Raw genomic sequence first — 23,698 nt, 5'->3', positions numbered from 1 at the left:
TCCTCAGACCAGAACCAGGTTGTCACGGTGCACCAGCTCGGGTTCCGCGCTGTAACCGAGCAGGGATTCGATGGCATCGGACGACTGGCCGATGATCTTCTGCGCTTCAAGCGCACTGTAGTTGGCCAGACCGCGGGCCACTTCCAGGCCGTCCGGGCCGACGCACACCACCATCTCGCCACGGCGGAAACTGCCCTGCACGGTCTTCACACCCACAGGTAGCAGGCTCTTGTTGGCCTGGCGCAGCGCCTGCACGGCACCGGCGTCGAGCACCAGCGTGCCGCGGGTCTGCAGGTGCCCGGCCAACCACTGCTTGCGCGCTGCAAGCATGCCGCGCTCAGGCGACAGCAAGGTACCCAGGCGCTCGCCTGTCTTGAGGCGGTCAAGCACGCGCTCGATACGGCCACCGATGATGATGGTGTGGGCACCCGAACGTGCCGCCAGGCGAGCCGCGCGCAGTTTGGTCTGCATGCCGCCACGGCCCAAGGCGCCGCCAGTACCACCGGCCACGGCGTCCAGCGCCGGGTCGTCTGCGCGGGCTTCATAGATCAGCTGGGCTTCGGGGTTGTTACGCGGGTCGGCATCGAACATGCCGTCGCGGTCGGTGAGGATCACCAGCAGGTCGGCCTCCACCAGGTTGGCCACCAGCGCAGCCAGGGTGTCGTTGTCGCCGAAACGGATTTCGTCGGTGACCACGGTGTCGTTTTCGTTGATCACCGGCACCACGCCCAGGTCGACCAGCGTGCGCAAGGTGCTGCGGGCGTTGAGGTAACGTTTGCGGTCGGACAGGTCGTCATGGGTCAGAAGGATCTGCGCGGTGTGCTTGCCGTGCTCGCCGAAGCTCGACTCCCAGGCCTGTACCAGGCGCATCTGGCCGATCGAGGCGGCCGCCTGCAGCTCGTTCATCGCGCTCGGTCGCGAGGTCCAGCCCAGCTGGCTCATGCCAGCGGCCACGGCCCCGGAAGAGACCAGCACCAACTCCACGCCTGCCTCACGCAGTGCGACCATCTGCTCGACCCAAACGGCCATTGCGCCGCGATCGAGGCCCTTGCCATCAGCGGTCAGCAGCGCGCTGCCAATCTTCACGACCCAGCGCTTGGCGCCCGTCACCTTGCTTCGCATCTTCTTCCAACCTATGTCGAATCTGTAGATACCGTAGATACAAAAACGCCGCTCCAGAGAGCGGCGTTTAGTGTACTGCAACCGGTCAGTCGCGCACGTAAATGATTTCTGGGCCGTCTTCGTCGTCCTCGAAATCATCGTCCCAACCGTCATCGTCGCCGATGTCGTGGACGCTCTTGACGCCAGTACGACGCAGGGTACGCGCGTCGTCCAAGGCCTGCAGCTGGGCACGGGCTTCGTCTTCGATGCGCTGGTCGAGGTCGGCCAGCTCTGCGGCGTAGGCCGGGTCGTTGGCCAGGCGGTCGGCGCGGTCTTCGAGGTAGCGCATGAGGTCGTGGCTGAGCTTGTCGGTGCCCTGCTTGGAAATGGCCGAGATCACGTAGACCGGGCCTTCCCACTGCAGACGCTCGACCACTTCCTTGACCCGCTCGTCACGCTCGTCGTCCATGACCATGTCGGACTTGTTCAGCACCAGCCAGCGCTCGCGCTCGGCCAGCGACGGGCTGAAGCGGGTCAGTTCGTTGACAATCACTTCGGCGGCATCGGCCGGGCTGCTTTCGTCCAGCGGCGCCATGTCGACCAGGTGCAGCAGCACACGGGTACGCGCCAGGTGCTTGAGGAAACGGATACCCAGGCCGGCACCGTCGGAAGCGCCTTCGATCAGGCCGGGGATGTCGGCAATGACGAAGCTCTTCCAGCGGTCGACGCTGACCACACCCAGGTTCGGCACCAGGGTGGTGAACGGGTAGTCGGCAACTTTCGGCTTGGCGGCCGATACCGAACGGATGAAAGTGCTCTTGCCTGCGTTCGGCAGGCCGAGCAGGCCGACGTCGGCCAACACCTTCATTTCCATTTTCAGGTCGCGCTGATCACCTGGCTTGCCCGGGGTGGTCTGGCGTGGCGCACGGTTGGTGCTGGACTTGAAACGGGTGTTACCCAGGCCGTGCCAGCCGCCTTGGGCGACCATCAGCTTTTGGCCAGGGGTGATCAGGTCACCGATCACTTCCTGGGTGGTGGCGTCGATCACCGTGGTGCCGACTGGCACGCGCAGGAACAGGTCTTCACCCTTCTTGCCGGTGCAATCGGTGCTGCCACCGTTGGCGCCACGCTGGGCCTCGTGGTGACGGGTGTAGCGGTAGTCGACCAGGGTGTTGAGGTTTTCGTCGGCAACCATGAACACCGAGCCACCGTCGCCGCCGTCACCACCATTGGGGCCGCCGTTTTCGATGAATTTTTCGCGACGGAAGCTCATGCAACCGTTACCGCCGTCACCGGCTTTGACTCGAATCGATACTTCGTCAACAAACTTCATTAAAACCGCCTCTCGCCTTCCGACGAGCTGAATACTTAAAAAACCTGAGGCTCTTGCAAAAATGAGCGCGGCGGCCCCGTACGACCGTAGAAACCAACGCCGGCAGCCCATACAAACAGCTTTGCAAGAGGCTCACCACAAACGAAAAAGCCCCGTCGCATGACGGGGCTTCTGGAGCGAGGTCGCGATTAAGCGGCGACGATGCTCACGTAACGGCGGTTGAACTCGCCTTTCTTCTCGAACTTGATCACGCCTTCGATCTTGGCGAACAGGGTGTGATCCTTGCCCATGCCAACGCCGTAGCCGGCGTGGAACTGGGTGCCGCGCTGACGGACGATGATGTTGCCGGCCTTGACGACCTGGCTGCCATACATCTTCACGCCAAGGCGTTTCGATTCTGAGTCGCGACCGTTACGGGTACTACCACCAGCCTTCTTGTGAGCCATGGTTCAATTCTCCAAATAAATTCAGGGGATCTAGGGGATTAAGCCTGGATGCCGGTGATTTTGATCTCGGTGAACCACTGGCGGTGGCCCATACGCTTCATGTGGTGCTTACGGCGACGGAACTTGATGATGCGGACTTTATCGTGACGGCCTTGCGAAACGACTTCTGCAACAACTTTAGCGCCAGCGACAACTGGTGCGCCGATGGTGACTTCTTCACCGTTGGCAACCAGCAGAACGCGATCGAAAGTCACGGATTCGCCAGTGGCGACTTCCAGCTTTTCGATCTTGAGGAATTCACCTTCAGCGACTTTGTACTGCTTGCCGCCGGTAACGATTACTGCGTAAGACATGGTATTTCTCCGATAATCCTGCTCACCCAGCGCTTTATATATTGAGTATTGGCTGGCATGGCTGCATGGGGCTGGAACGGCCCGGTGCAATTGCGTAAGGCAGGTGCTGCCCAGGAAGTTAGGGTGCGCGATTGTACGCAACCCCGGTTTTGCTTGCAAGTACCGCCCCGGCGGTGCGGGCACCGCGCCTTGACACACCGGGACCCGCGACCTAGCATGCCGCGCAACGTCAATGGAGCAGCCGATGCAACCCCAAACCTTCTACCGCGCGGTGGCTGATGATTTCAGCGCCGTCGACGAGATCATCAAGAAGCAGCTGACCTCGCGCGTGCCGCTGGTATCGAAGATCGGCGACTATATCACGTCGGCCGGTGGCAAGCGCCTGCGTCCCCTGCTGGTCCTGCTCTGTGGCAAGGCCCTGGGCCGCGAAGGCGATGACCTGCGCCTGCTGGCAGCGACCATCGAGTTCCTGCACACCGCCACCCTGCTGCACGACGACGTCGTCGACATGTCGGGCATGCGCCGTGGTCGTTCCACCGCCAACGCGCTGTGGGGCAACGCGCCAAGCGTGCTGGTGGGTGACTTCCTTTATTCGCGCTCGTTCGAAATGATGGTCGAACTGGGTTCGATGCCGGTCATGCAGATCCTCTCCAAGGCCACCCGCGTCATCGCCGAGGGTGAAGTGCTGCAACTGTCGCGTGTTCGCGATGCCAGCACCACCGAAGAGGTGTACATGGAGGTCATCCGCGGCAAGACCGCCATGCTGTTCGAAGCCTCGACCCACAGCGCCGCCGCGCTGGCCGGCGCCAGCGAAGCGCAGCGCGAGGCCCTGCGGACCTTCGGCGACCACCTGGGCGTGGCCTTCCAACTGGTCGACGACCTGCTGGACTACAAGGGCGACTCGCAGACCTTGGGCAAGAACGTCGGTGACGACCTGGCCGAAGGCAAGCCGACCCTGCCGCTGATCTACACCATGCGCGAAGGCACGCCTGAGCAGGCTGCACTGGTGCGCAAGGCCATCCAGAAAGGTGGCCTTGAAGACCTCGAGCAGATCCGTGCAGCGGTCGAAGCCTCGGGCGCGCTGGACTACACCGCGCAGATGGCACGTGATTACGTGGCCAAGGCCATCGAGTGCCTGGAAGTGCTGCCGGCCAGTGAATACCGCGATGCCCTGGTTGAGCTGAGCGAATTTGCGGTAGCGCGTACGCACTGACAGACCAAGTCGCCTTCTTCGCGGGCAAGCCCGCTCCCACAGGATTTTCGCCGATTCCTGTAGGAGCGGGCTTGCCCGCGATGCTTTTGCAAGGACAAAACACTTCCGGGACAAAACCTTATACAATATGCGCCTTTAACCGCCTGTCTGTTTAAGGAACCGAAGTGAGCACTTTGCCGCCCTGCCCCAAATGCAATTCCGAATACACCTATGAGGATGGCAGCCAGCTGATCTGCCCCGAGTGCGCCCACGAGTGGTCGGCCAACGGCGAGGCCGAAGCCGCCAGCGATGACGTGGTGAAAAAGGATTCGGTCGGCAACGTCCTGCAGGACGGCGATACCGTCACCGTGATCAAGGACCTCAAGGTCAAGGGCTCGTCCCTGGTGGTCAAGGTCGGCACTAAGGTCAAGAACATCCGCCTGTGCGACGGCGACCACGACATCGACTGCAAGATCGACGGCATCGGCGCCATGAAGCTGAAGTCCGAGTTCGTGCGTAAGGTCTGATTACACTGTGCGACGGGGCTACCTTCCGGGTGGCCCTGACAGATCCTGCAACAGGGTCAATGCACCGTCCGGCAAAAATACGCCAATAGACCCTTGCTATTTTGATAATAAGAATTATTCTCATTGGAACCGCTATCCAAGGAGAATAGCCATGACTTATCTGATCGACGCCTGGCTAGACCGCCCTCACCCTTACCTGCGCATCCTGCATCGCGAGACTGGCGAAGTCTGTGCCGTGCTCGAAGAAGAAGCGCTCGATGAACTGCGAGACCAGGGCGACCTGGACATGAGCGGGCTGAATTCGAGTGAACCTGGGGTGCTCAAGGAGCTGGTGCGGAATTTGTTTCTGTTCTGCTATGCGCGGGCATTGCGCCCTGGGGGGACAGACTGGAATTGATGTTTGCAGGCCCGGCCTCTTCGCGGGCAAGCCCGCTCCCACAGGTTCATCACTGGCCTTGAGTGCCGTGGCGATCCTGTGGGAGCGGGCTTGCCCGCGAATGGGCTAGAGCAGGTCTTACAGAACGTCGAGCAGCTCGACGTCGAACACCAGGACGCTGTGCGGCGGGATGCTGCCGACGCCTTGGGCGCCGTAGGCCAGCTCGCTCGGCACGTACAGGCGCCATTTGCTGCCAGCGTTCATCAGCTGCAGGGCTTCGGTCCAGCCAGCAATCACGCCACCTACCGGGAATTCAGCCGGTTGGCCACGGTCGTAGGAGCTGTCGAACACGGTGCCGTCGATCAGGGTGCCGTGGTAGTGGGTGCGCACGTTGCTTTCGCGGGTCGGCTTGGCGCCAGCACCGGCGGTCAGCACTTCGAACTGCAGGCCCGAAGCCAGGGTGGTGATGCCTTCGCGCTTGGCGTTTTCGGCGAGGAATTCCTTGCCAGCGCCAGCAGCAGCTTCAGCCTTGGCAGCAGCCTCGGCTTGCATGATGTCGCGGATGACCTTGAAGCTGGCCGACAGGTCGGCTTCGCTGACGCGGCTGTCGGCGCCGTTGAAGGCGTCGGTCAGGCCGGCCAGGATGGCGTCCAGGCTAACGCCTGGTGGCGGGTTGTCACGCAGTTGGCCGCCCAGCTGACGGCCGATGCCGTAGCTGACGCGCGTTTCGTCGGTAGACAGGTTGAGTTCGGACATGGTCGTGCTCCACTGCAGGGCGCAGTGAAGCCGCGCCCTTGATGAAAAGGGCGAGCAGCCTAGCACACTGGGGCGCCGGGAGCAGCTACCAGGCCGAGCGGTGAGAAATCGGCACTTTCAGGTCTTCTTCCGGGTGCGTGCCCATGCCGCACATTTCGTCCTGCACTGACCAGTGCAACAGGTTCAGCGACAGCAATGGCAGGGCTTTGAGCAGGTCACGTGCCTCCTCCACGGAATGCACGCGCAAGCGTTGCCCATGGCTGTCGGAAAGCGGGTGCGCACGGCCCTTGACCCGGGCCTCCAGAAGATAATCACCACCTTCGATGGCGATCAAATTGAGTTCGTCGACATGGCCAACCCTGGCCTCGGTATTGAGCTGATGCAGGTTCATGAGAACACCTCGCAGCGGGAACCGCGCATGAGTGCTCATTTTTTGTACAGCGGCTAGGAATACACAAGGTAAAACTGACGCCACTCGTCAGTTTTACCCCTTGGCGGACTCAGTGCTTGGTGAGCTTGTCCAGGTAGCCCATGCAGAAGGCCGACACCACGAAGGTCATGTGGATGATCACGTACCACATCAGGTAGTCGGTGGAGATGTTCTGTGCATCCATGAACACCCGCAGCAGGTGAATGGACGAAATGGCCACGATCGAGGCGGCAACCTTCATCTTCAGCGAAGAAGAGTCCATCTTGCCGAGCCAGTTGAGCTTCTCTTTGCTGTCGTCGATGTCCAGTTGCGAGACGAAGTTCTCGTAGCCGGAAATCATCACCATCACCAGCAGGCCGCCCACCAGCGACATGTCGATCAACGACAGGATCACCAGGATCAGGTCGGCTTCGCTCAGGGCAAACACGTTGGGCAGAACGTGAACGACTTCCTGGAAGAACTTCAGGGCCAGGGCCAGCAAGCCGAGGGACAAGCCGAAATAGATAGGGGCGAGCAGCCAGCGCGAGGCATACATCGCGTTTTCGAGAATACGTTCCATGGAGGGTAAGGGACTCGTCAGGTGACTAAAAAAGCGACGGCGAGTATAGCCAGCCACCTGTTACAGCAAAAGCTGAATCGAATGGGGGCCGCTTGGCGGCCCCAACCCCCAATCAACTTTCAGGATGAAACTGATAGTCCCCCAGGTTGCGGCAGCGCTCGCCATTGATCCGACGTAGCTGCGCCTGCAGGTGCAGGCACCAGATCTGCGGGTCTTCGGCAACCTGATAGCCATGTAACGTGAGGCTGTCGACGATGGCATTGAGCACCGACTCGGCTACCAGCGGCCCGTGAAAAGGCCCCTGGGCCTTGATGGCCGAAGGTTGTTCACCGGCCATGCCGGCGGCGAACAGCAGCGTCCACATACCGTTGTCACCGGCCAGTGGGCGAATGCTGCATTCGATGCGGGTCACCAGGCCCAGGCACTGGCGAGTAAGGCTGAGGTTGCGCATGGCCGCGTCCCCTCCAATGAGCCCTGTTCAGCCCGAAACCCTCAGGCTGTTTCCATCCTGAACCCTGATACCGTCCTAAGTACTAGCATATAGGCTCCAGCATAGAAGAACAGCCCAGAAAGATGGAAAACCGGCGCTGAACGGTAGCACATCGCCGCCAGCGCCGATTTATTGACTCAGGCGGGTTTGGCCTGCGCAATTATCTCCTCCAGGCGCTCCTTTTCCGCCTCTTTGATGTCTTCTTCGCTGATCATTTCGGCGATTTCACGCAGGCGTTCCACCACGCGAGCATTGACGCTGCCCTCGGTGAACTCGCCCTTGTCGTCCGCCACCCCGGCCTCCTCGCCCACCAGCAGGCTCAGCGCCTCGTCAGCCTGGCTGACCGCGTAGACGTGGAACTGCCCATTTTCGACCGCCTGCAGCACCCGCTCGTCGAGCATCAACGTAGCGACGTTGGCGCGCGGAATGATCACCCCCTGCTCGCCGGTCAGGCCGCGGGCCTCGCACAGGCGGAAGAAGCCTTCGATCTTCTCGTTGACCCCACCCACCGCCTGCACTTCGCCGAACTGGTTGATCGAGCCGGTGATGGCGAAGCACTGCTTGAGTGGCGTGCGCGACAACGCCGAGATCAGCGTGCATGCTTCGCCCAGCGACGCACTGTCACCGTCCACGTAGCCGTAGGACTGTTCCAGGGCGATGCTCGCCGAAATCGCCAGCGGGAATTCCTGGGCGTAGCGGCTACCCAGGTAGCCCGTGAGAATCATCACCCCCTTGGAGTGGATTGGCTGGCCCAGGTTGACCTCACGCTCGATGTCGACGATGCCGCTGCCGCCGGGGTAGACGGTGGCAGAGATACGCGCCGGCATGCCGAATGCCGAATCACCCACTTCCAGCACCGTCAGACCGTTGCACTTGCCGATGGCCGCACCTTCGGTGTCGATCAGGATGATGCCGGCGAGCATGTCGTCCAGCACCCGCTGCGAAACACGCCCGGTGCGGGTGGCCTTGGCCTTGAGCGCGCGCTCGATGTGCCCGGCGTCGGTCATCTCGTCGCTGGCCAGCTGGCGGATGAAGTCGGCCTCGCTGACCAGCTGGAACAGGTCACCGATGCGTGCCGACAGCCGCGACTGGTTCTCCGCCAGCCGGGCGCTGTAGGTGGCCAGGCGCGCCACGGCGTCGCTGGTCAGCGGCGCCATGCCTTCTTCGTTGGTGCGGGTGCGCAAGAGCTGGGCGAATTGCTCCAGGTTCTCGTCGACCATGGGCATGTCTTCGTCGAAGTCCACCAGCACCCGGAACATTTCCTGGAAGTCCGAATCGTGGTCCTGCAGCGCGTAGTAGAGCTGACGCGAGCCAATGATCACCAGTTTGACGTTAAGCGGGATCATTTGCGGCGTCAGGCTGACGCTCGCCACCCGGCCCAGCTCACCCAGCGGCGACTCCATCTTCAGCTTGCGCGACTGCAGCGCACGCTTGAGGGCATCCCAGACGAAGGGCTCGCCGAGCATCTTCTCGGCTTCCAGGATCAGGAAGCCACCGTTGGCCCGGTGCAAGGCCCCCGGACGCAACTGGCGGTAGGAGGTGTACAGCGCGCCCTGGTCGGTGCTGTATTCGATCCGGCCGAACAGGTTGTCGTAGGTCGGGTGCGGCTCGAACACCACTGGCGCACCACCATCGTGGTGATGACCGACCACCAGGCTCGGCGCGTACTGCTCTTCGAGCATCTTGCGCGCCACGGCGTCGGTCTTGCTGTCATCGACCAGTTGCTCGACCACGGTGCGCAGCAGGTTCAACTGCACCGACTGCAGGTAGGCGCAAACGGCCGCGTTCTCGGCGTACTTTTCCGACAGCGGCGCCAGCAGCGGCTGCAGGGCCAGGGTAATGGTTTCTTCGTTGAGATGACGCAGCTGGTTGTTCGACTCACGCTTCCACTGTGGCAGGCTGGCCAGCTCTTCGTTGAGGCGCTCCTCAAGCTCGGCGATATCCTCGTGGAACCTTTCACGGACTTCTTCGGGCAGTTGCGCGAACTCGGCCTCGTCCAGCGCCTTGCCTTCGGCCATCGGGGTGAAGGCGACGTTGCTGGCGTCGCGGTACAGGGCCACGTCTTTCTCCAGCGAGGCCCGCTCGATCACATCCAGGGCGCGGTCATAGCGCTGGTTGAAGGTGCGGTCGATGGCGCCCTTCTTCTGCTGGTACGACGGGTGCTCGAACACCGCCGGGAAGGTCGACAACAGGTTGTCGATCAGCCCGTTCATGTCGGCGATGAACTCACCGGCGCTGCCCGAGGGCAGTTCCAGGGCACGCGGTTCGCGGGTGTCCTCGTAATGGTTGACGTAAACCCAGTCGGCTGGGGTGTGCTGGCGCTTGCCCTCGGCCTTGAGGTAGCGCTTGACGAACGAGAAGCGGCCCGTGCCAGGCTCGCCCATCACATACACGTTGTAACCAGGGCGAGGCATGGCCACGCCGAATTGCAGGGCCTCGACTGCTCGCTCCTGGCCCAGGACGCCTCGAAACGGCTCCAGATCGTCGGTGTGGGTAAAAGCAAACTGCTCGGGGGAAAAACGCCGGGTCAGGGCTTCAGGCGCAAGACGCAGGCGCGCAGCGACAGGATCGGGCATTGGGTTTCCTTACTTCGGCGGGGCGGATACGCAGCATTCTGGCGCTGCCCGCGCGCGCCTTGCAAGGCCGGGCGGGACTTTATGTCGCAGTCGCGATAACGCAGGCCTTCGGGCAAATTTTTCGCAATCAACAACGCAACCTTTAGATCGTGCCTAAACTCCAAACTGCGCGGGTGGGTGAAATGCTTTCCCGACCTGGCAACCGAGTTGCCAGAAACCCTGACCCTTGGTTAAGACAAATAGAGAACAAATGCTATGAAACGGATTCTTCTGGGTACTCTGTTCACCGTGGTCTCTCTCAACGCCATGGCCGAAGCGCCTGGCGGCCCGAACTGCGGCTGGGGCAACATGCTGTTCGAAGGCCAACGCGGTACTCCGGCCCACTTCCTGGCTTCCACCACCAACGGCACCTCCGGCAACGCCACCTTCGGCATGACCTCTGGCACCAACGGCTGCTCCACCAAGGCTTCGCTGACCTATGGCGGCAAGTCCTGGTTCGCCATGAACGGCATGATGAACGAGCTGTCCGAAGACATGGCCATGGGCAAGGGCGAGGCGCTGACCACCTATGCCGTGGTACTGGGTGTGGCGCCTGAAGACCGCACCTACTTCGAGTCGGTCACCCACCAGCACTTCAGCCAGATCTTCAGCAGCGCCGACGTGACGGCCGAAACCGTGCACAGCAATACCCTGGCCGTTCTGAAGAACGATCCACGCCTGGCCAAATACGCCACCGAGGCTTAAGCGCAGCATCCCCGCCCCCCTGTCGGGGCGGGTTTCGCCCTTTCTTTCGGCATCGTAAAGAAGTAGTTGCCCGATATGCTCAAACGCCTCGCTTACCTGGCGCTGTGTGCCTGCGCCCCTGTTCATGCTGCGCCTGCGCTGGATGAAGGCCGTATTCAGCAACTGGCCAGTACCCCCTACTGGATCGCCCTGGGCCACTACGAGACCGCCAAGCTCGGTGGCTGGCGAAGCTATGTGGACGACACCCAGTTCTTTCTCGCCGAGGATGGCGCGCACCACCCGGACCAGGAGTTACGGGCCACGGTGCAGGCGCTGTATGCGCCGGCCAGCCTGGGCGACAAGCATGCCCAATGCGTCTTTCCGGCCCGCACCCGCTGGCTCAAGGAGCAACTGGGGCTGACTGACCTGCCACAGCCCGACTGCCAGGAATTCAAGACCTGGTACGCCTCGATCGACCCGCACAGCGCCGCGCTGATCTTCCCGGCGGCCTACCTGAACAGCCCGTCGTCGATGTTCGGCCACACACTGCTGCGCATCGACCAGTCCAACACCCGCAGCGACGACACCACGCTGCTGAGCTACGCGATCAACTTCGGTGCCTATATCGAAGGCAGCGACAACAGCATCCTGTATGCCTGGAAGGGCCTGATGGGCGGCTACCCAGGCCTGTTCGCGTTGATGCCTTACCAGGAGAAGCTGTCCGAGTACCGCAGCCTGGAAAACCGCGACCTGTGGGAGTACCAGCTGGACCTCACCCCGCAAGAGACCGGGCGCATGGTCGAGCATGTGTGGGAGCTCAAGCAGATCCAGTTCGACTACTTCTTCTTCGACGAGAACTGCTCCTACCGCCTGCTGGAACTGCTGCAGGTGGCCCGGCCCAGCCTGGACCTGACCTCGCAGTTTCCGCTGACCGCGATCCCTACCGACACGGTCAAGGCCGTGCGCCAGTCTGGCCTGGTGTCCAGCGTCAACTACCGGCCTTCACGCGAGCGCGAACTGCTGGCCCGCGCCGAACCGCTCGATCATCACGAAAAGCAGCAGGTGCTGGCTGTCAGCGCCGATACCGCACGGCTACAAAGCCCCGAATTCACCGCCCTGCCCCGCGAGCGCCAGGCGCTGGTGCAAGATGCCGCCTACCGCCTGGAGCGTTACCGCGCCAACGGCCAGGCGCGCGATCCGGGCCAGGCCACGCGCAGCTTCGAGCTGCTGCGGGCGATCAACCGCAACCCGCCGCCTGCGCTGGATATCGAGCGCCCGGGGCTGCCCGAGGATGGCCATGACTCACGCACCTGGCAGCTGGGTGTCGGTACGCGGGAAGACCGTGCCTACGCCGAGTACGGCCTGCGCATGGCCTATCACGACCTCAACGACAACGCCTACGGTTTCCCGCTGGGTGCGCAGATCGAGATTCTGCAGCTTAAAGTGCGCCAGTACGAAGGCAATGACTGGCAGGTACAGCGCCTTGACCTTGCCACCATCCGCTCCCTGACGCCGCGTAACGAATTGCTCAAACCCTGGTCATGGCAGGTGACCGGCGGCCTGGAGCGGGTACCCGGCAAGCATGACGACGAGGTGCTGGTGAGCCATGTGAATGGCGGCGCCGGCGGTACCTGGCAACTGGCCGATGGCCTGCTGGGCTTTGCTCTGGGCACAGTGCGGGTCGAGCACCACAACGACTTCGCCGAGTTCATCGCCCCGGCAGCGGGGTTCAACAGCGGGCTGCTGTGGCGCAACGGGCTGGGCAACCTGACGCTGGAGGCGAAGGGGGACTTCTTCACCAATGGCGAGGTGCGGCGCAGCGTGAGCCTGAACCAGCAATGGGAAATCAGCCGCAACCTTGGCCTGCGGTTAAGCGCTTCGCGCGAATTCAGCCACCTGGCGACGGCGCAGAACGAGGTGATGCTGGAGCTGAAGTGGTACCACTACTGACTCTTTGACACTGTTTTGACAGCTCGCCGACAAATCGCCACCTAGACTCTCCAGCATCAACCGGAGGGTCTAGTGGTCATGTCGCGGTACTGGTTAGGCCTGTGCATTGCCTTTTTGCTGTCAGGGTGCGAAACCACCCACGAACAGATGCTCAACCACGGTTACCCCCCCGCCTACGCCGATGGCTTCCAGGATGGCTGCAGCAGTGGCCGCCAGGCGGCTGGGCTGATGGTCGGGGACTTTCGCAAGGACGTGCCGCGTTACCTGCACAACCGCCAGTACGAAAGCGGCTGGGACGATGGTTTTCGCCAGTGCCACGCCCTGCAGAACAGCGAAGACCAGCGTGAATACCGCGACCGCTACTGGGACCAACGCGACCGTGACTGGGAGCACGAGAAGGACCGCGATGCCGCACGGGCCTATCGCCACAAGTAGGTCGTAAACTGACATCCCTTGAAACCGGCGGCCTGCCATCATGGTCTCCTGCACAAGGAGGCCACCATGAGCCGAGCGTTCGTCAACGAAGACCAGGCCGCCGCCCAGGCCGACCAGCCGGTGGAGCGGCGTGTCAGCGAGCAACCCAACTACGTCACCGCCCTGGGCCTGGCGCAATTGCAGCAACGGGTGGCCGAACTCAACACAGTGCGCAGCCAGTTGCAGGCCCAGGGCGAGCATGCAGACAAGCAGCGCCTGGCCGATGCCGAACGCGACCTGCGCTACTTCAGCGCACGGGTGCAGAGCGCCCAGGTGGTGCCTGCCGCAACCTCGCAAGACAAGGTGCAGATTGGTAGCCGGGTGAGGTTTGTGGATGAACAGGGCCAGGCGCATGAGGTGCAACTGGTGGGCGAAGATCAGGCCGATGCGGGCCGCGGGTTGATCAACTGGGGCTCGCCACTGGGGCGGGCGTTGTTAGGCGCGGGGCCGGGGGATGAAGTGGTTTGGCGGCGGCCGGTGGGGGATCAGATGATCGAGGTGGTCGCCATCGAGGGTGAGGTTTGAGGGCCTTGGGGCTGCTCTGCAGCCCATTCGCGGCACAAGGCCGCTCCCACACAGGTTGGACTGCCCCCAAGAAGTTGGACACCAATCCAACCCTTGGGGGCAGTCCACAGGTTGTGGGAGCGGCCTTGCGCCGCGAATGGGCCGCAAAGCGGCCCCAACAATCTTGAATCAGACCACGCCCTGCGCCAGCATGGCATCCGCCACTTTCACAAAGCCGGCGATGTTCGCGCCCTTGACGTAGTTGATCGTGCCATCCGCCTCTTCACCGTAGTGAACACACGCATGGTGGATCGACTGCATGATGTTGTGCAGCTTGCTGTCCACTTCACCGGCCGTCCACAGCAGGCGCATGGCGTTCTGCGACATCTCCAGGCCCGACACGGCCACGCCACCGGCGTTGGATGCTTTGCCCGGGGCGTACAGGATGCCCGCGTCCAGGAAGATATCCACAGCTTCGAGAGTGGTCGGCATGTTGGCGCCTTCGGCGACGCAGAAGCAGCCGTTGCGCAGCAGCGTGCGGGCGTCTTCGGTGTCCAGCTCGTTTTGCGTGGCGCATGGCAGGGCGATGTCGCACGGCAGGCTCCACGGGGTCTGGCCCTTGCGGAACTCCAGGCCGAACTCGCCCGCCAGCGTGCTGAGGCGGCCACGCTTGACGTTTTTCAGCTCCATCACGGCGTCCCACTGGGCGTCGGTCAGGCCGGCTTCGGCGTACAGCGTACCTTCGGAATCGGACAGCGAGATGACCTTGCCGCCCAGGTCCATGACCTTGCGCGCGGCATACTGGGCCACGTTGCCAGAGCCGGAAACCGCCACACGGCGGCCATCGATACGCAGGTCACGGCGCTTGAGCATTTCTTCAGCAAAGTACACACAGCCGTAGCCGGTGGCTTCCGGGCGGATCAGGCTACCGCCGTAGGTCATGCCCTTGCCGGTCAGCACCGAGGTGAACTGGTTGGCCAGGCGCTTGTACTGGCCGAACATGAAGCCGATCTCGCGGGCACCCACGCCGATGTCACCGGCAGGTACGTCGATGTCGGCACCAATGTGGCGGTACAGCTCGCTCATGAATGCCTGGCAGAAGCGCATGACTTCCGCGTCGCTCTTGCCCTTGGGGTCGAAGTCCGAGCCGCCTTTACCGCCGCCCATGGGCAGCGAGGTCAGCGAGTTTTTGAACACCTGCTCGAAGGCCAGGAACTTGAGCACACCCAGGTTCACCGACGGGTGGAAGCGCAGGCCGCCCTTGTAAGGGCCGATGGCGCTGCTCATCTGGATGCGATAGCCGCGGTTGACCTGGACCTTGCCCTGGTCATCGACCCACGAAACGCGGAACAGCACGGCGCGCTCGGGTTCGACCATGCGCTCCAGGATACCGGCCTGCAGGTAGTGGGGATTGGCTTCGAGGAACGGCCAGAGGGTGCGCAAGACTTCTTCCACTGCCTGGTGGAACTCGGGCTGGGCAGGATCGCGTTGTTTGAGGCGCGCGAGGAAATTATCGACAGATTCGATCATGGTAGACATCTCACCAAGAGGATTGGACTTATTGGTTTTTTTTCGAATGTACCAAGAAGCAATCGCACGAGAACAGGGCGGAATGTCGTTTTTTTGAAATTATTTGGTGCGTTTTATATAAGTGTATACAAACCATCAATAAATTTGTTAGCAGGAATGGCCTCTTCGCGGGGCAAGCCCGCTCCCACAGGGCCCTGTGCATACGGGTGATTCTGTGGGAGCGGGCTTGCCCCGCGAAGCGGCTAACACCGATTTTATGCCAGGCACAAAAATGGGGCCCCTGAGGGCCCCATTCTTGTGCAACGCTAAACCCGCTTACTGGGCCAGCTTCTTGTGCCGTACACGGTGCGGCTGGGCAGCAGCATCGCCGAGGCGCTTCTTGCGGTCGGCTTCGTACTCGGTGTAGTTGCCTTCGAAGAACATCACGTTCGAGTCGTCTTCGTACGCCAGGATGTGAGTGGCCACACGGTCCAGGAACCAACGGTCGTGGGAAATCACAATGGCGGCGCCCGGGAAGTCCAGCAGGGCTTCTTCCAGGGAACGCAAGGTTTCGACGTCAAGGTCGTTGGACGGTTCGTCGAGCAGCAGGACGTTACCGCCCTCCTTCAGGGTCAGGGCCAGGTGCAGACGACCACGCTCACCACCGGACAGGTCCTTGACGAACTTCTGCTGATCGCCGCCCTTGAAGTTGAAGCGACCCACATAGGTGCGCGACGGGATCTCGTAGTTACCGATACGGATCTGGTCGGAACCGTCGGAGATCTGCTGGAACACGGTCTTGGAACCGTCCAGGTCTTCGCGGCTCTGGTCGACGCAGGCCAGTTGCACGGTTTCGCCGATTTCGATGCTGCCCGAGTCCGGCTGCTCTTTGCCCATCAGCATGCGGAACAGGGTCGACTTACCGGCGCCGTTACCACCGATCACGCCGACGATGGCGCCTTTAGGCATGGCGAACGACAGGTTGTCGATCAGCACGCGGTCGCCATAGCCTTTGGAAACGTTCTTGAACTCGATGACCTTGTCACCCAGGCGCGGGCCGGCCGGGATGTAGATCTCGTTGGTCTCGCTGCGCTTCTGGAATTCCTGCGATTGCAGTTCTTCAAAGCGCTGCAGACGGGCCTTGGATTTGGACTGGCGGGCCTTGGCCCCTTTGCGCACCCACTCCAGTTCCTCTTTCATGGCTTTTTCGTGGGCGCTCTGCTGCTTGGATTCCTGCGCCAGACGGTCCGACTTGGCCTCCAGCCAGCCCGAGTAGTTGCCTTCGTACGGGATACCGGCGCCGCGGTCCAGTTCGAGGATCCAGCCGGCGACGTTGTCGAGGAAGTAACGGTCGTGGGTAATCGCTACCACGGTGCCGGGGAAGTCGTGCAGGAAGCGCTCCAGCCAGGCCACCGAGTCGGCATCCAGGTGGTTGGTCGGTTCGTCGAGCAGCAGCATGTCGGGGGCCGACAGCAGCAGGCGGCACAGGGCCACACGGCGCTTTTCACCACCGGACAGGTGTTCGATTTTCGCGTCCCAGGCCGGCAGGCGCAGGGCGTCGGCGGCGACGTCCAGTTGGCGCTCGAGGTTGTGGCCATCGGCAGCCTGCAGGATCGACTCAAGCTTGGCCTGCTCGGCGGCCAGCTTGTCGAAGTCGGCATCGGGTTCTGCGTAGGCGGCGTAGACCTCGTCCAGGCGAGCCTGGGCGTCCTTGATCACACTGACCGCTTCCTCGACCACTTCACGCACGGTCTTGGCTGGGTCGAGTTGTGGTTCCTGCGGCAGGTAACCGACGTTGATGTCGGGCATCGGACGGGCTTCGCCGTCGAATTCCTTGTCGACGCCCGCCATGATGCGCAGCAGGGTCGATTTACCCGCGCCGTTCAGGCCGAGTACGCCGATCTTGGCGCCTGGGAAGAACGACAGGGAAATGTTCTTGAGAATTTCGCGCTTCGGCGGCACGACCTTGCTCAGCCGATGCATGGTGTAGACGTATTGAGCCAAAACCAAGCCCTCTAAATAGGTAAAGACATCGACGAACGCCCGGCAGTGGGCCAGGGGGATGTGTTTACGGGGTGTCATTGAACAAAGTCGACCATTCTACGCCAACGCACGGCGTTGCATAGGAGGGTCGGGTGGGGGGATCAACAGGGGCCGCTGTGCGGCCCATTCGCGGGGCAAGCCCGCTCCCACTGGTCCGTAAGTTCGCACAGTACCTGTGGGAGCGGGCTTGCCCGCGAAGAGGCCAGAACTGACCTTAAAAAGCTCAGACGTGACGCTGTTTAGCCTTGCCCCGCGGCAACCGGCAACGGTCGCCCTGCTCGGCCAGGCGCGCGGCCCAGGCAGCCTTGACGCTCATCCCGCCTTTGCGGGCAGGCTGTTCAACGGCCTTGGCCGGCTGCGCAGCAGGCGCACTGACAACCTTGGCAGCCGGCTTGGCCGCGACCGCTGTCACTGCCGCCTCTGCCGGTGCTGCCGCCGCCTTGGCGGTCTTGCGCAGTTCGGCCAGCGACGGGGCCTTGCTTTTCGAGGCGGCTGCCGCCTCGGGTTTGACCAGCGAACGCTGGCACGACTTACAGGATACGTCCGTGGTCACGGCAGTGCTGACAAGGGTCTGACTGCTGCGCCCACAGGCGGAATCGAGGCCATTGGAGGAAAAGTGAGTAACCAAAACCGAACATCTCCGAAGCGTTGTCATTGAAGCGGGCGGCATTCTCGCACAGGTTGCAGGGGCTTGCAGAACCACGGGCCGCCACCACGACCGTCGGCAGGGCGAGCACCACCGCACAACTGGACTGGCACTTTGCCACAATCCTAGGCATGCTAGCCCGTTTCGGGTGTCCGGCCTTATAGTGCGCCACCGCGGTCTGGCAACCAGACACCGGCACCCAGGTGCATGATCAATCCCTGCCATCGCCAGCCCAATCGCAGGACCAACGCTTGACCAATCTCTCTCAACCGTCGTCGCTGCGTCCCACGCCAATGGCTCCCGTCGCGTCCCTGCGCGGGTCGATCAAGGGTGCGCTGGCCCTGTTGGCCCTGATTCTGCTGGGGCTGCTTTTGTGGCAGCTGTTCGCCCAGTTCCGCCATACCCAGGCCGACCTGCGCAAGCAGAGCCTGGAAGCCACCGCCGAGCTGGCCGACCACCTCGGCCTGAACATGGCGCTGAAGGCCCAGCAGGCCGTGAATGTGGTGCAGCCCTACGTCAATGCACCGACGCCTGCGGCCCTGCCCAGCTTGCTCGACACCCTGCGCCAACGCCTGCCCGCCCTGCGCGACATGGCCTGGCTGGACCCCTCCGGGCAGATCCGCGCCGACAGCCTCACCAACAGCCCAGACCGCCAACTGATTGACGAGCTGCTCACGCTGAACCAAGGGCGCCCTTACTTCTTCGCCAATGCGGCGGACAACAGCACCATTTACCTGTTGCTGCGCCAATCCGCCGAGCAAGACCGCGGCTATTGGCTGTTGCGCCTGTCGCCAGCCTACTACCGCACCCTCACCGTGCACCTGGACAGCCCAGGCCACCCGTTGTGGCTGCTGGAAAACAGCCGCAGCGGCGCGGTGCTGGACCGCCATGCCACCGCCCAGGCCAGCCCGGCGCCGCTGCAGAGCGTGATGCTGGCCTTTATCGACAACAGCACCTGGCAACTGCGCGGCCTGTTCGACGCCGAGCGGGCCCAACAGAAGTTGCTGCCGGCACTGATCGGCAAGTGCCTGCTGGTGTTGTTCTGCGCCCTGCTGCCGGTGCTGGCGCTGATCAACATGCGCCGCCGCCAACGCGCGCTGCAAGAAGACCGCCGGCGCTATCAGGAAATCTTCGAGGGCACCGGCGTCGCCCTGTGCGTGCTCGACCTCTCCAGCCTGCCCGGCCAGCTCGACCGCTACCACCTGCGCAATCGCGCAGCACTCAAGCACAGCCTGGCCCTGGACCCGAACCTGCGCCGCGCGCTGCTGCAAGAACTGAAGATCACCGAGATCAACCAGGTGGCGCGCCAGTTGCTCAACGTCGAGTGCCACGAAGGTGCCTGGCGGCGACTGATCGATGGCAGCGGCGATGGCCGCGACAGCATCGGCATGCAGCTGATTGATGCACTGATCGAACAACGCTCGCTGCTGGAGCTGGAAGTCCGCCTGCCGGCACCACTGGGCGGTGAATTGCACCTGTGGCTGATGGCCCGCCTGCCGCTGCAGCGCCGTGACTACCAGGCGGTGATCCTCAGCATCAGCGACATCACCAGCCGCAAGCAGGTGGAGTTGTCGTTGCTCGAACGCGAGAGCTTCTGGTCGGACGTGGTGCGTACCGTGCCCGACCAGCTCTACGTGCAGGACGTGCCCACCCAGCGCATGATCTTCAGCAACCGCCACCTCGGCCAGACCCTGGGCTACAACCGCACAGAGCTGGCGCAGATGGGCGACCGGTTCTGGGAATTGCTGCTGCACCCTGAAGACGCCACGCACTTCGAGGCACTGCGCCAGCATCAGCGTGAAACCGGCCACGCCCAGCCGCTGCATTGCCAACTGCGCTTCCGTCACCACGACGGTGGCTGGCGTTGCTACGACATCCGCGAACAGGTGCTGACCCGCGACAACGATGGCCAGGTGACCCGCATCATCGGCGTGGGCAAAGACGTCACCGTGCAAATCGAGGCCAGCCAGTCGCTGCGCGACAGCGAACAGCGCTACCGCATGCTGGCCGAAAGCATCAGCGACGTGATTTTCTCCACCGACAGCCAACTGCAGCTCAACTACGTCAGCCCCTCGGTCAAAACGGTACTGGGTTACCAGGCCGAGTGGATCTTCAACAACGGCTGGCAATCGATCATCGCCAACCCGGCCCAGCTGACCGGCATCTACAGCCTGATGGAACGCGTCAGCAATGCCATGGGCGACTGCGAACAACTGGCCCAGTTGCGTAGCCAGTTGCCCACCCAATTGTTCCTGTTCGACTGCTTGCGCGCCGATGGCCGCAAGATCCCGATCGAACTGCGCCTGGTGTTGGTGTGGGACGACCAGGAGCGCTTCGAAGGCGTGCTCGGGGTTGGCCGCGACATCAGCCAGCAACGCCGCGCCGAAAAAGACCTGCGCATGGCCGCCACGGTATTCGAGCACTCGACCTCGGCCATCCTCATCACCGACCCGGCCGGCTACATCGTCCAGGCCAACGAGGCGTTCAGCCGGGTCAGCGGCTATGCGGTCAGCGACGTGCTCGACCAGTTGCCCGGCATGCTCACCGTCGAGCAACAGCAGGAAGGCCACCTGCGCTACGTGGTCAAGCAACTGCACCAACGCGGCAGCTGGGAAGGCGAAGTGTGGCTCAAGCGCCGCGACGGCGACCACTACCCGGCTTGGGTCGGAATCACTGCGGTGCTGGACGACGAGGGCGACCTGGCCAGCTACGTGTGCTTCTTCACCGACATCAGCGAGCGCAAGGCCAGCGAGCAGCGCATCCACCGCCTGGCCTACTACGATGCCCTCACCCACCTGCCTAACCGCACGCTGTTCCAGGACCGCCTGCACACGGCCCTGCAACAGGCCGAACGGCAAAAGGCCTGGGTGGTGTTGATGTTCCTCGACCTGGACCGGTTCAAACCGATCAACGACTCCCTCGGCCATGCTGCGGGCGATCGCATGCTCAAGGACATGGCCCTGCGCCTGCTGGCCTGCGTGGATGACGACGACACCGTGGCGCGCATGGGCGGCGATGAATTCACCTTGCTGCTGCAGCCGCGCTCAACCCGCGAGATGGCGCTCAACCGCGCCATCCACGTGGCCGAGAACATCCTCGCCAGCCTGGTACGGCCCTTCGTGCTGGAAAACCGCGAATTCTTCGTCACCGCCAGTATCGGCATCGCCCTCAGCCCGCAGGATGGCAGCGAGTTGAGCCAGCTGATGAAAAACGCCGACACCGCGATGTACCACGCCAAAGAGCGCGGCAAGAACAACTTCCAGTTCTACCAGGCCGAAATGAACGCCAGCGCCCTGGAGCGCCTGGAGCTTGAAAGCGACCTGCGCCATGCCATGGAGCAGAACGAGTTCATCCTTTACTACCAGCCGCAGTTCAGCGGCGATGGCAAGCGCCTGACCGGTGCCGAAGCCCTGTTGCGCTGGCGCCACCCAACCCGCGGCCTGGTGCCGCCGGGCGATTTCATCCCGGTGATCGAAGAGCTGGGCCTGGTGGTGGATGTCGGCGACTGGGTGCTGCGCGAAGCCAGCCGCCAGCTCAAGGCCTGGCACAAGGCCAAGGTGCGGGTGCCGAAGGTGTCGGTGAACATCTCGGCGCGGCAGTTCTCCGACGGCCAGCTGGGCACGCGCATCGCCAACATTCTGGAGGAAAGCGGGCTGCCACCGGCGTGCCTGGAGCTGGAGCTGACCGAAAGCATCCTGATGCGCGAGGTCAACGAGGCCTTGCAGATTCTGGCCAGCCTGAAAAACCTCGGCCTGAGCATCGCGGTCGACGACTTTGGCACGGGTTACTCGTCGCTCAACTACCTCAAGCAGTTCCCCATCGACGTGCTGAAAATCGACCGCACCTTCGTCGATGGTTTGCCCGAGGGCGAGCAGGACGCGCAGATTGCCCGGGCGATCATTGCCATGGCCCACAGCCTGAACCTGGCGGTGATCGCCGAAGGCGTGGAAACCCACGAGCAGCTGGAGTTCTTGCGTGAGCATGGTTGCGACGAGGTGCAGGGCTACCTGTTCGGGCGGCCGATGCCGGCGCATCAGTTCGAGGCGCAGTTCGCCAACGAGACGCTGTTCATGTTCCAGTAGCGGGCCAGTGCGGTCTTTTGGCGCCGCAAAAAACGGACCTTGAAGTCAACTCCAGCCCAGGCAGGGCGCGGGATGCAACATGAAGGCCTTTGGTCCGCGACTTGACGTCACTTCATATGCCAGGCGCGAAGCAATCGGTTAGAATGCCCACCCAATTCAGCCCGATCCTTGAGGACCGCCATGTTCAGCCGTGATTTGACCATTGCCAAGTACGACGCCGAGCTCTTCGAAGCCATGCAGCAAGAAGCTTTGCGCCAGGAAGAGCATATCGAGCTGATCGCTTCGGAAAACTACACCAGCCCGGCGGTAATGGAAGCCCAGGGTTCGGTACTGACCAACAAGTACGCCGAAGGCTACCCAGGCAAGCGCTACTACGGTGGTTGCGAGTACGTCGACGTGGTCGAGCAACTGGCCATCGACCGCGCCAAAGAGCTGTTCGGCGCCGACTACGCCAACGTTCAGCCACACGCCGGTTCGCAAGCCAACTCCGCCGTTTACCTGGCCCTGCTGTCGGCCGGTGACACCATTCTGGGCATGAGCCTGGCCCACGGTGGCCACCTGACCCACGGTGCTTCCGTAAGCTCCTCGGGCAAGCTGTACAACGCCATCCAATACGGCATCGACGCCAACGGCCTGATCGACTACGACGAAGTCGAGCGCCTGGCTGTAGAGCACAAGCCAAAAATGATCGTTGCCGGCTTCTCGGCCTACTCGCAGGTGCTGGACTTCCCACGCTTCCGCGCCATCGCCGACAAGGTCGGTGCCTACCTGTTCGTCGACATGGCCCACGTTGCTGGCCTGGTTGCCGCAGGCGTGTACCCGAACCCTGTGCCGTTCGCCGACGTGGTCACCACCACCACCCACAAGACCCTGCGCGGTCCACGTGGCGGCCTGATCCTGGCCCGTGCCAACGCCGACATCGAGAAGAAGCTGAACTCCGCCGTGTTCCCAGGCGCCCAGGGCGGCCCGCTGGAGCACGTCATCGCGGCCAAGGCGATCTGCTTCAAAGAAGCCCTGCAGCCTGAGTTCAAAGCTTACCAGCAGCAAGTGGTGAAAAACGCCCAGGCCATGGCCAGCGTGTTCATCGAGCGTGGTTTCGACGTCGTTTCCGGCGGTACCGAAAACCACCTGTTCCTGCTGTCGCTGATCAAGCAGGAAATCTCCGGTAAGGACGCTGACGCCGCTCTGGGCAAAGCCTTCATCACCGTCAACAAGAACTCGGTCCCGAACGACCCACGTTCCCCGTTCGTCACCTCGGGCCTGCGTTTCGGCACCCCGGCTGTGACCACTCGTGGCTTCAAGGAAGCCGAGTGCAAAGAGCTGGCCGGCTGGATCTGCGACATCCTGGCTGACCTGAACAACGAAGCGGTGATCGATGCCGTGCGTGAGAAGGTCAAGGCTATCTGCAAGAAGCTGCCGGTTTACGGCAACTGATAGGCGCCAGCCTGATGTGAAAAAGCCCGGCCTTGTGCCGGGCTTTTTCGTTTTTGCCTGCTTTGCGGAACCTGTTCCAAATGGGCCCGCTGCGCAAGACACCCTAGCCTGCAGCCTCCCCTACACCAAACCGGAGGCCGTCAATGGCGGATCACAAAGCGCATTCTTTTATTGCTGCCCTGCAAATTGCCGAA

Annotated in this window: 21 protein-coding genes; 9 read left to right on the top strand and 12 right to left on the bottom strand. The window is 62.6% G+C overall.

What is annotated here, in order from left to right; translation table 11 throughout:
* Positions 1 to 3: 3 nt before the first annotated feature.
* The 4 genes from proB to rplU form a co-directional block, all read right to left on the bottom strand.
* Positions 4 to 1,122, bottom strand: coding sequence for a glutamate 5-kinase (gene proB / locus ACSSU5_RS14230; protein ID WP_264310354.1), 1,119 nt, complete (start codon positions 1,120 to 1,122; stop codon positions 4 to 6).
* A gap of 85 nt (positions 1,123 to 1,207) precedes the next feature.
* Positions 1,208 to 2,434, bottom strand: a complete 1,227-nt coding sequence (cgtA, locus tag ACSSU5_RS14225; RefSeq protein ID WP_264310355.1) for an Obg family GTPase CgtA — start codon at positions 2,432 to 2,434, stop codon at positions 1,208 to 1,210.
* A gap of 188 nt (positions 2,435 to 2,622) precedes the next feature.
* A complete protein-coding gene (rpmA, locus tag ACSSU5_RS14220) occupies positions 2,623 to 2,880 on the bottom strand; it encodes a 50S ribosomal protein L27 (protein ID WP_008092023.1) in 258 nt (85 codons plus the stop codon).
* Between the two features lie 38 nt (positions 2,881 to 2,918).
* Entirely contained in the window at positions 2,919 to 3,233 is a 315-nt protein-coding gene (rplU, locus tag ACSSU5_RS14215; protein ID WP_003247466.1) for a 50S ribosomal protein L21, read from the bottom strand.
* A 244-nt stretch (positions 3,234 to 3,477) separates the two neighbouring features.
* Between rplU and ACSSU5_RS14210 the strand changes: the two genes are divergently transcribed.
* From ACSSU5_RS14210 to ACSSU5_RS14200, 3 genes are all read left to right on the top strand, one after another.
* The gene (locus ACSSU5_RS14210) at positions 3,478 to 4,446 is read left to right on the top strand and encodes a polyprenyl synthetase family protein (RefSeq protein ID WP_264310356.1); all 969 of its coding nucleotides are present in this window, start codon (positions 3,478 to 3,480) and stop codon (positions 4,444 to 4,446) included.
* A gap of 164 nt (positions 4,447 to 4,610) precedes the next feature.
* Complete coding sequence (locus ACSSU5_RS14205; RefSeq protein WP_027594521.1) at positions 4,611 to 4,952, top strand: zinc ribbon domain-containing protein YjdM; 342 nt, start codon at positions 4,611 to 4,613, stop codon at positions 4,950 to 4,952.
* A 151-nt stretch (positions 4,953 to 5,103) separates the two neighbouring features.
* Positions 5,104 to 5,349 carry a PA4570 family protein gene (locus ACSSU5_RS14200; protein WP_003256316.1) on the top strand — a complete coding sequence of 82 codons (246 nt, stop codon included), beginning with the start codon at positions 5,104 to 5,106 and terminating at the stop codon, positions 5,347 to 5,349.
* Between the two features lie 117 nt (positions 5,350 to 5,466).
* Here ACSSU5_RS14200 and bamJ read toward each other — a convergent pair whose 3' ends face one another.
* The 5 genes from bamJ to ACSSU5_RS14175 form a co-directional block, all read right to left on the bottom strand.
* A complete protein-coding gene (gene bamJ / locus ACSSU5_RS14195) occupies positions 5,467 to 6,084 on the bottom strand; it encodes a BamJ family beta-barrel-assembly machinery protein (protein WP_264310358.1) in 618 nt (205 codons plus the stop codon).
* Between the two features lie 85 nt (positions 6,085 to 6,169).
* Complete coding sequence (locus ACSSU5_RS14190; RefSeq protein WP_264310359.1) at positions 6,170 to 6,475, bottom strand: DUF6482 family protein; 306 nt, start codon at positions 6,473 to 6,475, stop codon at positions 6,170 to 6,172.
* Between the two features lie 109 nt (positions 6,476 to 6,584).
* The gene (locus ACSSU5_RS14185) at positions 6,585 to 7,073 is read right to left on the bottom strand and encodes a TIGR00645 family protein (RefSeq protein WP_016501546.1); all 489 of its coding nucleotides are present in this window, start codon (positions 7,071 to 7,073) and stop codon (positions 6,585 to 6,587) included.
* 112 nt (positions 7,074 to 7,185) lie between these two features.
* Entirely contained in the window at positions 7,186 to 7,524 is a 339-nt protein-coding gene (locus ACSSU5_RS14180; RefSeq protein ID WP_016713353.1) for a PA4575 family protein, read from the bottom strand.
* 176 nt (positions 7,525 to 7,700) lie between these two features.
* Complete coding sequence (locus tag ACSSU5_RS14175) at positions 7,701 to 10,139, bottom strand: Lon protease family protein (RefSeq protein ID WP_264310360.1); 2,439 nt, start codon at positions 10,137 to 10,139, stop codon at positions 7,701 to 7,703.
* A 255-nt stretch (positions 10,140 to 10,394) separates the two neighbouring features.
* Between ACSSU5_RS14175 and ACSSU5_RS14170 the strand changes: the two genes are divergently transcribed.
* The 4 genes from ACSSU5_RS14170 to ACSSU5_RS14155 all read left to right on the top strand — a co-directional run bounded on the left by ACSSU5_RS14170 (position 10,395) and on the right by ACSSU5_RS14155 (position 13,811).
* Complete coding sequence (locus ACSSU5_RS14170) at positions 10,395 to 10,883, top strand: DUF3015 domain-containing protein (RefSeq protein ID WP_027594526.1); 489 nt, start codon at positions 10,395 to 10,397, stop codon at positions 10,881 to 10,883.
* A 75-nt stretch (positions 10,884 to 10,958) separates the two neighbouring features.
* Positions 10,959 to 12,812 (top strand): Lnb N-terminal periplasmic domain-containing protein, encoded by a 1,854-nt coding sequence (locus ACSSU5_RS14165; protein WP_264310361.1) that lies wholly within the window; start codon positions 10,959 to 10,961, stop codon positions 12,810 to 12,812.
* Between the two features lie 78 nt (positions 12,813 to 12,890).
* Positions 12,891 to 13,247 carry a hypothetical protein gene (locus ACSSU5_RS14160; RefSeq protein ID WP_264310362.1) on the top strand — a complete coding sequence of 119 codons (357 nt, stop codon included), beginning with the start codon at positions 12,891 to 12,893 and terminating at the stop codon, positions 13,245 to 13,247.
* A gap of 66 nt (positions 13,248 to 13,313) precedes the next feature.
* On the top strand, positions 13,314 to 13,811 hold the full coding sequence (locus ACSSU5_RS14155) for a GreA/GreB family elongation factor (RefSeq protein WP_264310363.1): 498 nt from the start codon (positions 13,314 to 13,316) through the stop codon (positions 13,809 to 13,811).
* Positions 13,812 to 13,979: 168 nt separating this feature from the next.
* Here ACSSU5_RS14155 and gdhA read toward each other — a convergent pair whose 3' ends face one another.
* The 3 genes from gdhA to ACSSU5_RS14140 form a co-directional block, all read right to left on the bottom strand.
* Positions 13,980 to 15,320 carry an NADP-specific glutamate dehydrogenase gene (gene gdhA / locus ACSSU5_RS14150; RefSeq protein ID WP_264310364.1) on the bottom strand — a complete coding sequence of 447 codons (1,341 nt, stop codon included), beginning with the start codon at positions 15,318 to 15,320 and terminating at the stop codon, positions 13,980 to 13,982.
* A 315-nt stretch (positions 15,321 to 15,635) separates the two neighbouring features.
* Positions 15,636 to 17,303 (bottom strand): energy-dependent translational throttle protein EttA, encoded by a 1,668-nt coding sequence (gene ettA / locus ACSSU5_RS14145; RefSeq protein WP_264313981.1) that lies wholly within the window; start codon positions 17,301 to 17,303, stop codon positions 15,636 to 15,638.
* A 262-nt stretch (positions 17,304 to 17,565) separates the two neighbouring features.
* The gene (locus tag ACSSU5_RS14140; protein ID WP_492559135.1) at positions 17,566 to 17,970 is read right to left on the bottom strand and encodes a hypothetical protein; all 405 of its coding nucleotides are present in this window, start codon (positions 17,968 to 17,970) and stop codon (positions 17,566 to 17,568) included.
* 269 nt (positions 17,971 to 18,239) lie between these two features.
* Here ACSSU5_RS14140 and ACSSU5_RS14135 point away from each other — a divergent pair, with 269 nt between their 5' ends.
* Positions 18,240 to 22,070 (top strand): sensor domain-containing protein, encoded by a 3,831-nt coding sequence (locus ACSSU5_RS14135; protein ID WP_492559134.1) that lies wholly within the window; start codon positions 18,240 to 18,242, stop codon positions 22,068 to 22,070.
* A gap of 180 nt (positions 22,071 to 22,250) precedes the next feature.
* Positions 22,251 to 23,504 carry a serine hydroxymethyltransferase gene (gene glyA, locus ACSSU5_RS14130; protein ID WP_264310367.1) on the top strand — a complete coding sequence of 418 codons (1,254 nt, stop codon included), beginning with the start codon at positions 22,251 to 22,253 and terminating at the stop codon, positions 23,502 to 23,504.
* Positions 23,505 to 23,698: the final 194 nt, after the last annotated feature.

This window comes from Pseudomonas sp. E1MeOHC2 (genome assembly GCF_058745025.1).
The sequence above is the reverse complement of the archived record's forward strand: the minus strand, read 5'-3'. Positions and strand labels throughout refer to the sequence as shown.

What these genes read in the sequence shown, in the direction of transcription:
- proB (WP_264310354.1), bottom strand. Translation starts at nt 1,122, where the DNA reads ATGCGAAGCAAGGTGACGGGCGCCAAGCGCTGGGTCGTGAAGATTGGC.
- cgtA (WP_264310355.1), bottom strand. Translation starts at nt 2,434, where the DNA reads ATGAAGTTTGTTGACGAAGTATCGATTCGAGTCAAAGCCGGTGACGGC.
- rpmA (WP_008092023.1), bottom strand. Translation starts at nt 2,880, where the DNA reads ATGGCTCACAAGAAGGCTGGTGGTAGTACCCGTAACGGTCGCGACTCA.
- rplU (WP_003247466.1), bottom strand. Translation starts at nt 3,233, where the DNA reads ATGTCTTACGCAGTAATCGTTACCGGCGGCAAGCAGTACAAAGTCGCT.
- ACSSU5_RS14210 (WP_264310356.1), top strand. Translation starts at nt 3,478, where the DNA reads ATGCAACCCCAAACCTTCTACCGCGCGGTGGCTGATGATTTCAGCGCC.
- ACSSU5_RS14200 (WP_003256316.1), top strand. Translation starts at nt 5,104, where the DNA reads ATGACTTATCTGATCGACGCCTGGCTAGACCGCCCTCACCCTTACCTG.
- bamJ (WP_264310358.1), bottom strand. Translation starts at nt 6,084, where the DNA reads ATGTCCGAACTCAACCTGTCTACCGACGAAACGCGCGTCAGCTACGGC.
- ACSSU5_RS14190 (WP_264310359.1), bottom strand. Translation starts at nt 6,475, where the DNA reads ATGAACCTGCATCAGCTCAATACCGAGGCCAGGGTTGGCCATGTCGAC.
- ACSSU5_RS14185 (WP_016501546.1), bottom strand. Translation starts at nt 7,073, where the DNA reads ATGGAACGTATTCTCGAAAACGCGATGTATGCCTCGCGCTGGCTGCTC.
- ACSSU5_RS14180 (WP_016713353.1), bottom strand. Translation starts at nt 7,524, where the DNA reads ATGCGCAACCTCAGCCTTACTCGCCAGTGCCTGGGCCTGGTGACCCGC.
- ACSSU5_RS14175 (WP_264310360.1), bottom strand. Translation starts at nt 10,139, where the DNA reads ATGCCCGATCCTGTCGCTGCGCGCCTGCGTCTTGCGCCTGAAGCCCTG.
- ACSSU5_RS14170 (WP_027594526.1), top strand. Translation starts at nt 10,395, where the DNA reads ATGAAACGGATTCTTCTGGGTACTCTGTTCACCGTGGTCTCTCTCAAC.
- ACSSU5_RS14165 (WP_264310361.1), top strand. Translation starts at nt 10,959, where the DNA reads ATGCTCAAACGCCTCGCTTACCTGGCGCTGTGTGCCTGCGCCCCTGTT.
- ACSSU5_RS14160 (WP_264310362.1), top strand. Translation starts at nt 12,891, where the DNA reads ATGTCGCGGTACTGGTTAGGCCTGTGCATTGCCTTTTTGCTGTCAGGG.
- ACSSU5_RS14155 (WP_264310363.1), top strand. Translation starts at nt 13,314, where the DNA reads ATGAGCCGAGCGTTCGTCAACGAAGACCAGGCCGCCGCCCAGGCCGAC.
- gdhA (WP_264310364.1), bottom strand. Translation starts at nt 15,320, where the DNA reads ATGATCGAATCTGTCGATAATTTCCTCGCGCGCCTCAAACAACGCGAT.
- glyA (WP_264310367.1), top strand. Translation starts at nt 22,251, where the DNA reads ATGTTCAGCCGTGATTTGACCATTGCCAAGTACGACGCCGAGCTCTTC.